Source organism: Pararhodobacter sp. (genome assembly GCF_034676075.1).
Taxonomy (GTDB): domain Bacteria; phylum Pseudomonadota; class Alphaproteobacteria; order Rhodobacterales; family Rhodobacteraceae; genus Pararhodobacter.
On the sequence record NZ_JAUCCQ010000111.1, the window covers coordinates 1 to 13,359 of the forward strand.

General features: G+C 69.3%; 11 protein-coding genes. 3 read left to right on the forward strand and 8 right to left on the reverse strand.

Annotated elements, in window-relative coordinates:
• A partial coding sequence (locus VDQ18_RS19130; protein ID WP_323022500.1) for an adenosylhomocysteinase occupies positions 1 to 742 on the reverse strand: 742 nt, incomplete at its 3' end.
• A gap of 128 nt (positions 743 to 870) precedes the next feature.
• Positions 871 to 1,047, reverse strand: coding sequence for a hypothetical protein (locus tag VDQ18_RS19135; protein ID WP_323022501.1), 177 nt, complete (start codon positions 1,045 to 1,047; stop codon positions 871 to 873).
• Positions 1,048 to 1,147: 100 nt separating this feature from the next.
• Between VDQ18_RS19135 and VDQ18_RS19140 the strand changes: the two genes are divergently transcribed.
• Positions 1,148 to 2,020 (forward strand): LysR family transcriptional regulator, encoded by an 873-nt coding sequence (locus VDQ18_RS19140; protein WP_323022502.1) that lies wholly within the window; start codon positions 1,148 to 1,150, stop codon positions 2,018 to 2,020.
• Here VDQ18_RS19140 and VDQ18_RS19145 read toward each other — a convergent pair.
• Positions 2,017 to 3,246 carry an MFS transporter gene (locus tag VDQ18_RS19145; protein WP_323022503.1) on the reverse strand — a complete coding sequence of 410 codons (1,230 nt, stop codon included), beginning with the start codon at positions 3,244 to 3,246 and terminating at the stop codon, positions 2,017 to 2,019. The two genes, VDQ18_RS19140 and VDQ18_RS19145, sit on opposite strands and share 4 nt — an antisense overlap.
• 270 nt (positions 3,247 to 3,516) lie before the next feature.
• Between VDQ18_RS19145 and VDQ18_RS19150 the strand changes: the two genes are divergently transcribed.
• On the forward strand, positions 3,517 to 5,316 hold the full coding sequence (locus VDQ18_RS19150) for an autotransporter assembly complex family protein (RefSeq protein ID WP_323022504.1): 1,800 nt from the start codon (positions 3,517 to 3,519) through the stop codon (positions 5,314 to 5,316).
• Positions 5,316 to 9,260 carry a translocation/assembly module TamB domain-containing protein gene (locus VDQ18_RS19155; protein WP_323022505.1) on the forward strand — a complete coding sequence of 1,315 codons (3,945 nt, stop codon included), beginning with the start codon at positions 5,316 to 5,318 and terminating at the stop codon, positions 9,258 to 9,260. The genes VDQ18_RS19150 and VDQ18_RS19155 overlap by 1 nt, the downstream gene beginning before the upstream one ends.
• Positions 9,261 to 9,267: 7 nt before the next feature.
• Here the strand turns inward: VDQ18_RS19155 and VDQ18_RS19160 are convergent, their stop codons facing one another.
• The 5 genes from VDQ18_RS19160 to VDQ18_RS19180 form a co-directional block, all read right to left on the reverse strand.
• Positions 9,268 to 9,864 carry a glutathione S-transferase family protein gene (locus tag VDQ18_RS19160; RefSeq protein WP_323022506.1) on the reverse strand — a complete coding sequence of 199 codons (597 nt, stop codon included), beginning with the start codon at positions 9,862 to 9,864 and terminating at the stop codon, positions 9,268 to 9,270.
• Positions 9,865 to 9,921: 57 nt separating this feature from the next.
• Entirely contained in the window at positions 9,922 to 10,521 is a 600-nt protein-coding gene (locus VDQ18_RS19165) for a nucleotidyltransferase family protein (protein WP_323022507.1), read from the reverse strand.
• Complete coding sequence (gene holA, locus VDQ18_RS19170; protein WP_323022508.1) at positions 10,518 to 11,543, reverse strand: DNA polymerase III subunit delta; 1,026 nt, start codon at positions 11,541 to 11,543, stop codon at positions 10,518 to 10,520. Before holA ends, VDQ18_RS19165 begins: the two co-directional genes overlap by 4 nt.
• On the reverse strand, positions 11,540 to 12,049 hold the full coding sequence (locus tag VDQ18_RS19175; RefSeq protein WP_323022510.1) for a hypothetical protein: 510 nt from the start codon (positions 12,047 to 12,049) through the stop codon (positions 11,540 to 11,542). Before VDQ18_RS19175 ends, holA begins: the two co-directional genes overlap by 4 nt.
• On the reverse strand, positions 12,036 to 13,359 hold a 1,324-nt coding region (locus VDQ18_RS19180), incomplete at its 5' end, for a class I tRNA ligase family protein (RefSeq protein ID WP_323022509.1). The genes VDQ18_RS19180 and VDQ18_RS19175, both read right to left, overlap by 14 nt.

Sequence of the window (13,359 nt, forward strand, 5' to 3'; positions counted from 1 at the left end):
CCATCATCGTGTCGGTGGCGCGGCGGATGCCGTCGACCAGCGATTCCTTGCAGCCATATTTATTGTCGAACTTCGACTTGGTGACGGAGTCGTTCACGTTGATCGCCGGGAAGGGCAGCAGGCCCTTCTTGTGCAGATCATAGAGGCGGTGCACGCCGGTTGTGGTTTCCTCCGACACGCCCTTGATCTCGGCGCGTTGCTTGGTGAACCAGCCGGGGCTGGCAGCAAGGCGCTTCTTGATCTGGGCGAATAGCGCCTCTTCCTCTTCCGAGGTCGGCACGTCGATCAGGCCCGTCTCACCGGCTTCGACCCGGGCGCCCAGCAGGATGTAGAGCGTCGCGTCCCCGCCATCGTCGAGGATCATGTTGCAGGTGCCGCCTTCGCCGCCGAACTGGAAGATGCGGTCGGTGTATTCCCAGTATTCGACCAGCGTCTCGCCCTTGATGGCGAAGACCGGCGTGCCGGAGGCGGCGATGGCCGCGGCGGCGTGGTCCTGGGTCGAGAAGATGTTGCACGACGCCCAGCGCACATCGGCGCCCAGCGCCTTCAGCGTCTCGATCAGCACGGCGGTCTGGATCGTCATGTGCAGGGAGCCGGCGATCTTGGCGCCCTTCAGCGGCTGCGACGCGCCGAATTCCTCGCGGCAGGCCATCAGGCCCGGCATTTCGGTTTCGGCGATATCCAGCTCTTTGCGGCCGAAATCGGCGAGCTTGATGTCCTTGACGATGTAATCCGCGGCCATGCCCGGCTCCTGTTCATACCCTGAATTTGCTGCCGAGATAACACTCGGGCCATTCCGCGGCAATGCCAGCCCGGAGTCAGGGTTTGCAGGGGGAAAACGCGGGGCCGGGCAGGGTTTTGGCACCCGGATCAGAACCTGTCAGTCCAGCTTTCACCCGGCCGGAGCCCGGTGCGCGGATTGCGCGGGGCCTCGTCGAACCAGGGCAGCAGCGGGCGGCTGGCGCGTTTGACCGGGGGTTTCTCGTCATCCGGCCAGGAATCGGAGCGGGTGGCGACGCGGAAGGTGGCGTTGAGGATGCCGAACATGGGAGTCTCCTTTCGGTTTCTGACGCCCACTCTGTCAGAAATGCCGCCCCGACCGAAGTTCGGATGGTTTCTTGCCTGTTACCTGTGCTAACATCCGGGGATGGATTGGAAGGAGATCCCCTCGCTGGCCTCGCTGCGCGCGTTCGAGGCGCTGGCGCGTCACGGCAGCCTCTCGGCCGCCGCGCGGGAGCTCAACGTCACCCATGCCGCCGTCTCGCAGCACCTGCGCCAGCTGGAGGCGGATTTCGCCGAACCGCTGGCGCTGCGCGAGGGGCAGGGGATGGCGCTGACCGAGGCCGGGCACGAACTGGCCGCCGCGCTGGGCGAGGGCTTCGCGATGATCGCCGAGGGTGTGGCGCGGATGCGGGCAAGGCGCGAACAGCGGCCCGTCGTGGTGGCGCTGACCCCCTCTTTCGCCGAAAGCTGGCTGATGCCCCGCATCGGCGGCTTCTGGGCCGCGCATCCTGAGGTGGAAGTGCGGCTGGTGCCCAGTATCGCGCTCTCGGACCTGCGTCGCGACGGCATCGACCTGGCGATCCGCTTCGGCGGCGGCACCTGGCCGGGTGTGGAGGCCGAGATGCTGACCGCGAACCGCTTCGCGGTGGTGGCGGCGCCCGGCTATTCCAAGGCGCGAAGCCTGGAGGATCTGGGCAAGCTCACGGCGCATGACTGGTTCTTTTCCACCGGCTCCAGCGAGCAGCGGCTCTGGGGTGCGGTGATCGGCGTCGATTTCCAGACGGTCGGCGCGCGCGAGATGGCCAGCAACGGCATGGTGGTGAGTGCGGTGCGCGCCGGGCTGGGCCTGTCGATCCAGGCCCTGGCGCTGATCGAGCCCGATCTGCAATCGGGCCAGCTGATCGCCCTGCACGAGGGCGACGCGGCGGGGCTGGGCTACTACATCGTCACCCGGCCCGAGCCGCTGTCGCCCGGCGCGCAGATCTTTCGCCGCTGGCTGCGGCGCGCGGCGGGTTAGGCCGGGTCCTGCCCCAGCCGGGGCAGGAAGGCCGCCAGGATCCCCAGCGCCGGCAGGAAGGCGCAGAGGTGATAGACGAACTCGATGCTGGTCGCATCCGCCACCAGACCCAGCGCCGCCGCCGCGATCCCGCCGATCCCGAAGGAAAGGCCGAAGAACACGCCCGCAATCAGCCCGACCCGGCCCGGCACCAGCTCTTGCGCGAAGACGACGATGGCCGGGAAGGCCGAGGACAGGATCAGCCCGATGAAGACGGTCAGCACGCCGGTCCAGAAGAGGTTGGCATAGGGCAGCGCCAGCGTGAACGGCAGCACGCCCAGGATCGACACCCAGATCACCGCCCGCGTGCCGATCTTGTCGCCGATCGGCCCGCCGAAGATCACCCCCGCGGCCGAGGCGGCGAGGAAGATGAACAGCATCATCTGCGCTTCCTGCGTGCTCAGCTCGAACCGCTCGATCAGGAAGAAGGTGTAGTAAGAGCTGATCGAGGCGATATAGGCGTTCTTGGTGAAGACGAGGAAGGCGAGGATGGCGATGGTGATCACCACCGTCCGCTTCGGCAGCCCGTGCTCCCGCGCCGGGGCCGCGGCCTTTTTCATCCGCCGGTGGTTGGCGTGCCAGCGCCCGACCTGGCTGAGGATCGCCATGCCAACCAGCGCCAGCAGCGCGAACCAGGCGATCGAGGGACGGCCCAGCGGGACGATGATGAAGGCGGCCAGCAGGGGGCCCGCCGCATGGCCCGCGTTGCCGCCGACCTGGAAGAAGCTCTGCGCGGTGCCGAATTTGCGACCCGCGGCGGCGCGGGCGACGCGGCTGGCCTCGGGGTGGAACACGGCCGAGCCGATGCCGATCAGCGAGGCGCCCATCAGCAGGAAGGCGTAGCTCGGCGCATTGGCCAGCAGTAGGAGGCCCAGCATGGTCGAGCCCATGCCCAGCGTCAGCGATTGCGCGAAGGGGTAGCGGTCGGTGATCGTGCCGACCAGCGGCTGCAGGACCGAGGCCGTGCCCATGAAGGCCAGCGACATCAGGCCGATTTGTGTGAAGCTCAACGAGAATTCGTCATGAAGCAGCGGATAGCTTGCCGAGAGCACCGACTGCATCACATCGTTGATAAAATGGCACACAGCAATCGACAGGATCACCAGATACTGGGTCTGAACCACCGCCTGCGCCGGTTGCAGGGGCGGGGTGCCGATTGCGGGCTGAGGGACGGTCGAGTCGGCCATCGCAGCTTCCTTCACATGTTCACGGGTGAACTGAACCTCGGCGCCCTTTCTGTCAAGCGTCTGGCTGGCGAATCCGGCAAGGCGCCTTTCCGCCACGGCAGGCGCCGGGCCGCCAAGGCGGGGCAATCGGGTGTTGTCCGCTGGGGGGCTTTGTGCCACATCTTGAAAAAAGGCGGTACGACAAGAGGACAGCGCGTGGGCAACGCGACGGCAGGACGGCGGGGAAACCCGGGCGCCGCCGGGGGACCGGGGACTCCGGGAACCCGGGCTGTGGCCCGTCGGCTGTCGCGCCTGTTGACCGCTGCGCTGGTCGCGCTTATCCCGCTGGCCGCGCCGGTCAAGGCCCTGGAATCGCTGGAATTGAACGCGCCCGGCGCCTCGGACATGCTGCGCGAGACGCTGGAAGCCAGCTCGCTCCTGATGACCGCGCAGGCGGCCGAGCGGACCGCGCCTCTCGACCTGATGGCGGCGGCGCGGGCGGAATACGGGCGGCTCATCAACCTGCTCTATGAGGAAGCCTATTACGCCCCGGTGATCCATGTGCTGGTCGACGGGCGCGAGGCTGCGGATATCTCGCCCCTCTCGAACCCGTCGCGGATCGACCGCATCGTCATCAACATCGAGCTTGGCCCCGAATTCACCTTCGGCACCCTGTCCATCGCGCCGCTGGCCGCGGGCACCGACTTGCCCGCCGAATTCGCCACCGGGCAGCCGGCGCGCTCGACGGTCGTGCGCGCGGCGCTGGGGGCGGCGATGGATGCCTGGCGCGACCAAGGCTATGCGCTGATCGAGCCGACCGGCCAGCAGGTGGTGGCCAACCATGCCGCGCAGCGCCTCGATGTGCGGCTGTCGCTGGCACCGGGGCCGCAGCTACACGTGGGCAGCGTCATTCCCGCCGGGAACGAACGCACGCGCGGCGACCGCATCGTCGATATCGCCGGGCTCGACCACGGCGAGTTGCACACGCCCGAGGCCATCACTCAGGCCGAGACGCGGCTGCGCCAGACCGGCACCTTCTCCTCCGTGGTGCTGGAAACCGCCGAGCAGGCCAATCCCGACGGCACCATCGACGTGACCGCGCGGGTGGACGAGGCCCTGCCGCGCCGCCTCGGTTTCGGGGTCGAGGTGGACAGCGAATCCGGCGTGCGGCTCAGTGGTTTCTGGCTGCACCGCAACCTTCTGCGCGGGGCGGAGCGGCTGCGGCTTGAGGCGGCCATCGACGGGATCGGCGCCCGGGTCGGCGGCATCGGCTTCACGCTTGATGCGCGTTACACCCGGCCCGCGACCTTCAACCGCGACACCGACCTCGAACTCGGCCTCAACGCCGTCCGCATGAATGAGCGCGACTACAAGGCCGACGCCTACGAGGCCTCCGCCCAGCTGCTGCGCCGCTTCGGCGAGTCTTTCCGGGTCAGCGCCGGGGCGGTGCTGCGCTTCGAAAGCGCGGCATTCTCGGGCGTCGACCGCAATTTCGGCACCCTGGGCCTGCCGGTCGCCGTGACCCATGACACCCGCGACGAGGCGCTCGACGCCACGCGCGGCCATTACCTCTGGGCCGAGGCGATGCCCTATTTCGGTTTCGCCGGGGCGGACAGCGGGCTGCGGCTGCGGTTTGACGGCCGGATCTATGCCGGGCTCGGCAGCGAGAACCGGGTCGTGCTGGCCGGGCGCGGGCAATTGGGTGCCGTCATCGGCCCCGATATCGACGCAACGCCGCGGGGCTTCCTGTTCTATTCCGGCGGCGGCGGCAGCGTGCGCGGTCTGCCCTATCAGTCACTGGGCGTCGCCGGGCCGCCGCCCTCGGGCGGACGGGGTTTTGCCGCGCTCTCGGGCGAGGTCCGGGTGCGGATCAACGAAAGCTGGCAGGTCGTGGGCTTTGCCGATGCGGGCGCCGTCTCGTCCGAGGTGTTCACCGGCGCCACCGCCTGGCACGCGGGCGCGGGCTTCGGCATCCGCTACGCCACGCCGATCGGCCCGCTCAGGCTGGATCTGGCGGTGCCGGTGCGCCGCAACGCGGGGGTCACCGGCAACAATCTGCAGATCTATCTCGGCATCGGCCAGGCGTTCTGATGCGGAAACGGCGCGCTTTCTCCCGGGCTGCGGAGCGCCCCCTCCGCCGTCATCGCTGGGTCCTTGCCGGGCTCTTGGCGCTGCTGACGCTGATCGCCGCTCCCCTGCCGATGGCGGCGCAGGACACCAGCGAGGATGTCGGCATCCTGGCGGGCACGCTGCAGGACCTGCTGTCCGATGCCGGGCGCGACGTTCGGATCCGCGGCTTCGAGGGCGCGCTGTCGTCGCGCGCCACGGTGCGCGAGATTTCCATCGCCGACGATCAGGGCGTCTGGATCACGCTCAGCGATGTGGTGATCGACTGGAACCGCTCGGCGCTGCTCAACCGCCGGGTCGAGATCAACGAACTCAGCGCCGGGCGCATCGACATTGCCCGCCTGCCGAATACCGCCCCTGCCGACAACAACCTGCCCAGCCCCACCGCGCGCGAGGATTTCTCGCTGCCGGAGCTGCCGGTGGCGCTGCTGATCGGCGAGGTGCGCGCGGATCTGGTGCATCTGGAACCGCCGGTGATCGGGCAGGTGGCCGAGTTCACGCTGACCGGCTCGGCGCAATTGCAGGGCGGGCAGGGCGTGGCCCGGTTCGACGCCCATCGCACCGACGGACAGGAAGGCGCCTTCCGCTTTGCCGGCGATTTCGACAACCAGAGCCGCAACCTGACGCTGGATCTGGAACTGACCGAGGGCGGCGACGGGATCGTCGCCACGCTGCTCAACATCCCCGAACGTCCGGCATTGGGCATGCGGGTTCAGGGCGAGGGGCCGATCAGCACCTTCGGCGCCGACATCACCCTCTCGACCGATGGCGAGGAGCGCGTGACCGGGCGTTTCGCCGTGGTCGACGACTCGCCGGAAACCGGCGTTCTGTCGGGCGGTGGCTTTTCGCTGGATATCGAGGGCGATCTGCGGCCGCTGCTGGTCGCCGACCTGCACCCGTTCTTCGGCGCAAGCTCCCGGCTGCGCGCCACCGGCACCCGCTCGGACGAGGGCGAGATCGACCTGCCGGAACTGACCATCTCCACCCGTGCGATGCGGGTGAACGGCAGCGCCGCCTTCAGCGCCCAGGGCGTGCCGCGCATGGTGCAGCTGACCGCCGGCATCTCGCGCGAGGATGGCGAGCCGGTGCTCTTGCCCGGCACCTCGGGCGCGGGGCATCTGCGCAGCGCCAATCTGACCATCGCCTATGATGAAAGCCAGTCGCGCGACTGGCAGGTCCGGGCCGAGATGGACCGGCTGGACCTGACCGACCTGACCATCGCCACGGCCACGCTCGACGGGCGCGGGCGGCTCAATGCGACCGAACAGGCGCCCCTGCCCGGTGATGCGCAGGTGCCGCTTTTCGAGGGCGTCTTCGAGTTCCAGGCGCAGGGCGTCGACGCCACCGATCCCGCCCTGCAACAGGCCATCGGCAGCAGCTTCTTCGGCCTTGCCAGCCTGAACTGGCCCGGCGCCGACAGCCCGGTCGAACTGACCGGCCTCGCCTTCGAGGGGCAGACCGTCTCGCTCACCGCCTATGGCCAGCTTACCGGGCTGGATTTCGACGGCTATGTCGAATTCGAGGCGCCGGATCTGTCGGCCTTCAGCGCGCTGGCCGGGCGGCCCCTGGGCGGGCATGCGCTGGCCAACATGCAGGGCAGCGTCAACCCGCTGACCGGGGCGCTGGATCTGACGTCCAACCTGACCACGCGCGACCTCTCGGTCGGTATCGCCGAGGCCGATGCGCTGCTGGCGGGGCAGGCCGGGATCGAGCTGTCGATCCGTCGCGATACCACGGGTACGACGCTGCGCTCTCTCAGCCTGACGGCGGGCACGCTGCAACTGTCGGCCGAGGGCTCGCTGGAACCCGGCGCCGCCGATGTCAGCGCGCGGCTCGCAGCCTCGGACCTGTCGCGGCTGGGGGCGGGCTATGCCGGGCAGGCGGCGCTCGATGCGCGGCTGTCGACCACCGCCAGCGCCACGCGGGTCCAGCTGGACGGCACCGTCTCGGATCTGGCGCTGGCCGACCTGCCCGCGGCGGGGATCCTTGGCGGGATCTTCACCGGCACCAACCGGCTGCTGGCCGATCTGGTCATTGCCGATGGCGTGACCCAGGTGGTCCAGGCCTCGCTGCAGGGTCCGCGGCTGGAGATGGAGGCCGAAGGCGCCTATTCCGCCACGGCCCCCGACGTGACGCTCAGGATGCTCAGGCTCGACATGGCGGCGCTGACCCCGGGCGGGCGGGGCGCGATCAGCGGCCGGGCCGAGATGAACGGCGCCGCCGGGACCACCCGCTACGCGCTGGCGGTCGAGGGGGAGGGCCCGCTCGCCACCGGCATCGCCCAGGTCGATGCGCTGATCGGCGGCGGCCTGTCGCTGCTGGCCCGGGCCACCGCCACGGAGTCAGGCGCCATCGCCATCGACACGGTGCAGCTGACCGCGGACGGGCTGCGCGCCACGGTGAGCGGCGTGCAGCAGGCCACCGGCGCCGCCCGCTTCGCCATTGACGCCGCGATCGAGAACATCGGCCGTCTGGTGCCGGGCATCGGCGGACGAGTGACGCTGGGCGGCGAGGTGACGCGCGGCGCGGGGGCCACGGCCTATGGCGTCGATCTGCGGCTGGCGGGGCCCTCGGGGCTGAACGCCACCACCAGCGGGCGGATCAACGACGATTTCACCGTGGCGCTGGCCTTCAACGGCCAGGCCGACAGCGTGCTCCTGAACCCGATGCTGGAGCCTGCCAGCGTCTCGGGCGTGGTGCGTTTCGACGGGTCGATGAACGGCCGTCCGGGGCTCGAGGCGCTGCGGCTCACGGCCAGCCTGGGGGGCGGGCGCTATTCGCTGCCCGCGGTCGGCGTCGCCTTCCAGGATATCGAGGCCAGCGCCCGGCTGAACGGCGCCAGCGCCGATATCGCGCTGTCGGGCAATTCGCTGTCCGGCGGACGGGCGACGATCTCGGGCGGGATCCGGCTGGACCGGGGGCGCAGCGCCGATCTCAGCATCCGGGTAGACGACCTGATGGTGCAGCAGCCGCGGCTTTTCGATGCCCGTGTCTCGGGCACCTTCCGGCTGAACGGCCCGCTCAGCGCCGGGGCGCTGGTCTCGGGCGACGTGACGGTCAACGAGGCCGAGATCCGCATCCCCAACTCGCCCCTCGGCCGGGCCGGGATCGGCCTGCAGGGCCTGACCCATGTCGCCGAGGATGCCGCCAGCCGCCAGACCCGCATCAACGCCGGTATCGCCACCGGCACCCGGGTCGGCGCGGCGCCGGTGCCGCTCAGGCTGGACCTGAGGCTCAACGCGCCGGGGCGGGTCTTCGTGCGCGGCCGGGGGCTGGACGCGGAACTGGGGGGCACGCTGACCCTGGGCGGCAACACCCGGACCGTGGTGCCCGCCGGGAATTTCACCCTGATCCGCGGCCGACTTGACCTGCTGGGCAACCGCTTCACCCTGACCGACGGGTCGGCCAGCATGGTCGGCAGCTTCATGCCCTTCATACGCCTGACCGCCACCACCGAAAGCGACGGCGTGCTGACCTCGGTCACGCTGTCGGGGCAGGCGGACAGCCCCGAAATCAGCTTCTCCTCGGTGCCGGAACTGCCCGAGGACGAGGTGATGGCGCGGCTGATCTTCCGCCGCTCGCTGACCTCGCTCAGCCCGTTTCAGGCGGCGCAGCTGGCGATGTCGGTGGCCACGCTGACGGGCCGGGCGGACAATTCCATCCTGTCCCGCACGCGTGAGGCGATGGGCCTCGACGATCTCGATTTCACGGTGAATGACGCGGGCAATACCCAGCTCAGGGCCGGGCGGCATATCGGCGACCGGGTCTATACCGATGTCAGCGTCGATTCGACCGGGCAGGGCCAGGTGACGATCAATCTGGACCTGATGCCCAATGTCACGCTGCGGGGCCGCGCCGATACCTCGGGCGGCTCCGGCGTCGGCCTGTTCTACGAACGCGACTATTGAGGCGGGCTCAGCCCTTCATGAACACCCGCTGGAAGGCCGGGCGCTCGGCGATGCGCTTGGCATAGTCCTGCAGCGCCGGTTCGGTGATCTCGAACTTCGCCGCCCGCGCCCAGATCAGGCAATGCGCCAGCACCAGATCGGCCACGGTGAATTCGTCGCCGGTGACATAGGGCCGGTCGCCCATGCGCCGCACCAGCGAGGCCTGGTTGACCGAGAATTCCCAGCGCAGCGACTCCTTCACCTCGGGCACCCGGCGCTCGGCGGGCAGGATGAAGCTGTGCCGGGCCGAGGTCCAGAGCACCGCGTCGAATTCGTCCAGGATCAGGTGCAGCATCGCATCCTGCCGCGCCCGGTCCAGCGTCCCGGCGGCGGCGGTGAAGCGGCCATGCGCATCGGCCAGATACTGGATGATCGCCGTGGAATCGGTCAGCGGCTCGCCATCGACCAGCAGGACCGGAACCTTGCCGCGCGGGTAGTGGCGGGTGACTTCCTCGGCATGCGGCTTCACGCCGACATGCTCATAGGGCACGCCCAGCTCTTCCAGCATCCACAGCGCGCGGCCGGCGCGGGTGCTGGCAGCACCGATCAGCGTGTATTGGGTCATTCTCTGTCCTCCCTTGGCGTCGGCCGCATCAAGACACGCGCCCCGCCCGCAGGCAAGCTAGGGCCAGGGAATTACCGTCAGTTCCGGCCAGTGACGTTGCTGTCTTTCGGCCTTGGCCGCATGCGCGACGCGGTTGTCGAGTTTCAGATTGGGTTCCAGCCGGAAGGCGAAGATCGGCTCCAGCCCATAGGGCGCGTACAGGGTCAGGCTGTCGTCCGCCTCCAGCCTGAGGCCGACGCAATGCGTGGTGCAGGCGAAGAGGTCGATGGCTTCGGCCGAGGTCTGGATCGCCGGGTAAGGCCTGCCGAAATGCGCCGGATACCAGAGCGGCACGCGCGCCTGATTGCGCAGTTCGACCGGCGGGGCGGGCGGGAAGAGGGCGGCGGCGCGGCGGATCTGGCGGTCCTCGGCCGCGTAGCTGGTGTCAGGATCGTAATAGAAAAGGTCGATGTCCTTGACCCCGTGCATCTCGGGCCGATCCGTCAGGGCGTTCCAGACCTGGCCGTAGATCGCGCCCGAGACCAGCCACCAATCGGGCAGCGCCATGTCCCGGGCCCGCTGCAGGGTCCGCATCAGGACCGGGCTGTCCCGCACGATCCCAAGGAGCGCCGCGCGCTGGACCTCGGGGCGCGCGCCCGACAGCCGCAGATGGCTCACCGCCGCGCCGCCATCCGCGCCAGCCTGAGAAGCGCGCGTTCGGCCACCGCCTGCAAGGGCGCCCTTGTGGTGGAGCGCAGCGTGAGGTCGGTCGTGGTCAGATCCTTCAGCGCTTCCTCGACCCGGGGCAGGGTCCAGCGCTGCGCCTGCCGGAGCAGCTTGTCGCGGCGGGGGCCGAAGACCGGCGGCTTCAGCGTGCCGATCCCCTGCGAGGGCCCGCCCGGCGCGCTGAGCAGCGCGTGCAACAGGCGCATGTGGCGGGTGGCGGCGATGCAGATCGTGACCGGCGTCACCCCCTGCGCCGCCAGCCGCGACAGGATCGGCGCGAGGTCGGCGACGCGCCCCTCGGCCAAAGCCTCGATGATGTCGTCAACGTCCGCCTCGCTGCTTTGCGGGGCCAGCAGCGCCACCTCGGCCGGGGTTAGCGGCTGCGGATCGTCCAGCTTGTACAGCGCGATGCGGGTCAGGGTCTGGCGGAAATCGCCGGGCTCCAGCACCTGCCCCAACGCCACCAGATCGCCCAGCGTCTGCGGCGGGACATCGCCCAGCCCCTCGGCCCTGAGCATCCCCTCGATCTCGGCCCGGCCCGGGGGATCGTCGTAGACGGCGAGGCAGAGCGCCCGCTTGTCCCCCTCGAAGAGCTTGCGCAGCTTCGATCCCGGGGTCAGCGCGCCCGCCGTCACCACCAGCATGGCATCGCCCTCGGCCCATTCGGCCAGCGCCGCCTTCAGCGAGTCGGCGGCGGTATCGGTCGCGTCATCCACCACCACGGCGCGCGGGCCGGGGAAGAAGCCCTGCGCCTTCAGCGCATCGACCGCGGCGGCGGCGTCGCGGCGCAGATCGCTGCCGGGCATCCGCGTCAGCCGCATTTCGGTATCGGCATTGGGCCCGACATGGGCGCTGACCACCGTCACTCGCCGTTCGCTGACCCGCATCGCATCGGCGCCGTAGATCAGCAGTCCCGGGACCCTGGGATCGGGGCGGTTCAGAAAACCCGCCGCATCGCGGGGCGAGAGTTTCATGCCGCGGGAAGGCCCGGCTCGGTGTAAAGCCGCGTCACCAGCGAGTCGGCCAGCATCCGCATCAGCCGCAGTTCGGCATCCTCGGCGGCGGTGGAGCTGGCGAATTGCGTGCCGGTCGTGGAATAGACGGTGTTGCCCTCGACCTGACCTTCGGCCAGCGTGGCGCCGGTGGCGATCTCGGTCAGGGTGAAATGCAGCGTGCCGAAGACCTGGATCCGCGTGTCGCCGAAGTTCTTCACCGTGCCGCCGCCGTCCTCACGCGTCGCGATCCGGTAGGCCAGCGCGAATCGCGGGGCGGCCGGACGGCCCAGCCGTTCCTCGAAGGCGTGCAGGAACTGGAAATCGGCGCGGCTGACGGGATCGTCGGCGCGCACCGCGTTTTGCAGCACCCGGCCCGCGCCGCCTTCGCCATAGACCGGGCTGAAGCCGCAACCGGCCAGCGCGACAAGGCCCCCTGCCATCAGGAAGCCCCGCCGGTTCAAGCCCTTGGTCTCAGACCACCACATTCACGATCCGCCCCGGCACCACGATCACCTTCTTGGGCGTGGCACCTGCCAGCCCGCGAATGACAGCTTCGTCGGCCAGCGCGGCTTTTTCAACCTCTTCCTTGCTGGCGTCCTTGGGCACGGTGATCTCGGTCCGGCGCTTGCCGTTGAACTGGACGGCCAAGGTGACCATGTCGTCGACCAGCAGCGCCGGGTCCGCCTTGGGCCAGGGAGCCAGCATCACCAGCCCCGCCCCGCCGAGGCGATGCCACAGATCCTCGGCCAGGTGGGGCGTCATCGGCGACATCAGCTGCGCCAGCACCCGCGCCGCTTGCTTCTGCACCGCGCCCGAGGCCTTCGAACGGCTCAGCGTGTTGGTGAATTCATAGAGCTTGGCGATGGCCTTGTTGAAGGCGAAGCCTTCGATCATCCGCGTCACGTCGTCGATGGCCCGATGCGTGGCCCGCAGCAGGTCATCGTCGCCCTCGCCGGGGGCGGCGGCCTCCATCGCGGCGATTCGTTCGCCCAGCGACCAGACGCGGCCGAGGTGCTTGTGCGTCGCCTCGGCGCCGGCGGCGGTCCATTCCACGTCGCGCTCGGGCGGGCTGTCCGACATCACGAACCAGCGCGCGGTATCGGCGCCGAACTGCTCGATGATGGCGATGGGATCGACCACGTTGCGCTTCGATTTCGACATCTTGGCCGAGGGCACGATCTCGACCTCGCGCCCGTCTTTCAGGAAGCCCTTGCCGTCCCGCAGTTCCACTTCCTCGGGGAAGTGATAGACCGGGCGGCCCTGCGCGTCGCGGGTCTGGAAGATGGCATGCGTGACCATCCCCTGCGTGAAGAGGGCGTTGAACGGCTCGATCGACTTGACCGGCAGATGGCCGGTCTTGTTCATCGCCCGGGCGAAGAAGCGCGAATACAACAGGTGCAGGATCGCGTGTTCGATGCCGCCGATATACTGGTCGACGTTCATCCAGTACTCGGCCTCGGCCATATCCGTGGGGGTCGAGGCATGGGGCGCCGTGAAGCGCGCGAAATACCACGACGAATCGACGAAGGTGTCCATCGTGTCGGTTTCGCGCTTGGCGGGCGCGCCGCAGGCCGGGCAGGTGCAATCGCGCCAGGTCGGGTGGCGGTCCAGCGGGTTGCCGGGCTTGTCGAAGGTCACGTCATCGGGCAGGCGGACCGGCAGGTTTTCCTTCTTCTCGGGCACCACGCCGCAGGTGTCGCAATGGATCACCGGAATCGGACAGCCCCAATAGCGTTGGCGGCTCAGCCCCCAGTCGCGCAGGCGGAACTTGGTCACGCCCTGGCCGATGCCCTTC

Bases quoted from the DNA above. Each gene is read 5' to 3' on its own strand.
- VDQ18_RS19135 (WP_323022501.1), bottom strand. From the start codon at position 1,047: ATGTTCGGCATCCTCAACGCCACCTTCCGCGTCGCCACCCGCTCCGAT.
- VDQ18_RS19140 (WP_323022502.1), top strand. From the start codon at position 1,148: ATGGATTGGAAGGAGATCCCCTCGCTGGCCTCGCTGCGCGCGTTCGAG.
- VDQ18_RS19145 (WP_323022503.1), bottom strand. From the start codon at position 3,246: ATGGCCGACTCGACCGTCCCTCAGCCCGCAATCGGCACCCCGCCCCTG.
- VDQ18_RS19155 (WP_323022505.1), top strand. From the start codon at position 5,316: ATGCGGAAACGGCGCGCTTTCTCCCGGGCTGCGGAGCGCCCCCTCCGC.
- VDQ18_RS19160 (WP_323022506.1), bottom strand. From the start codon at position 9,864: ATGACCCAATACACGCTGATCGGTGCTGCCAGCACCCGCGCCGGCCGC.
- holA (WP_323022508.1), bottom strand. From the start codon at position 11,543: ATGAAACTCTCGCCCCGCGATGCGGCGGGTTTTCTGAACCGCCCCGAT.
- VDQ18_RS19175 (WP_323022510.1), bottom strand. From the start codon at position 12,049: ATGTGGTGGTCTGAGACCAAGGGCTTGAACCGGCGGGGCTTCCTGATG.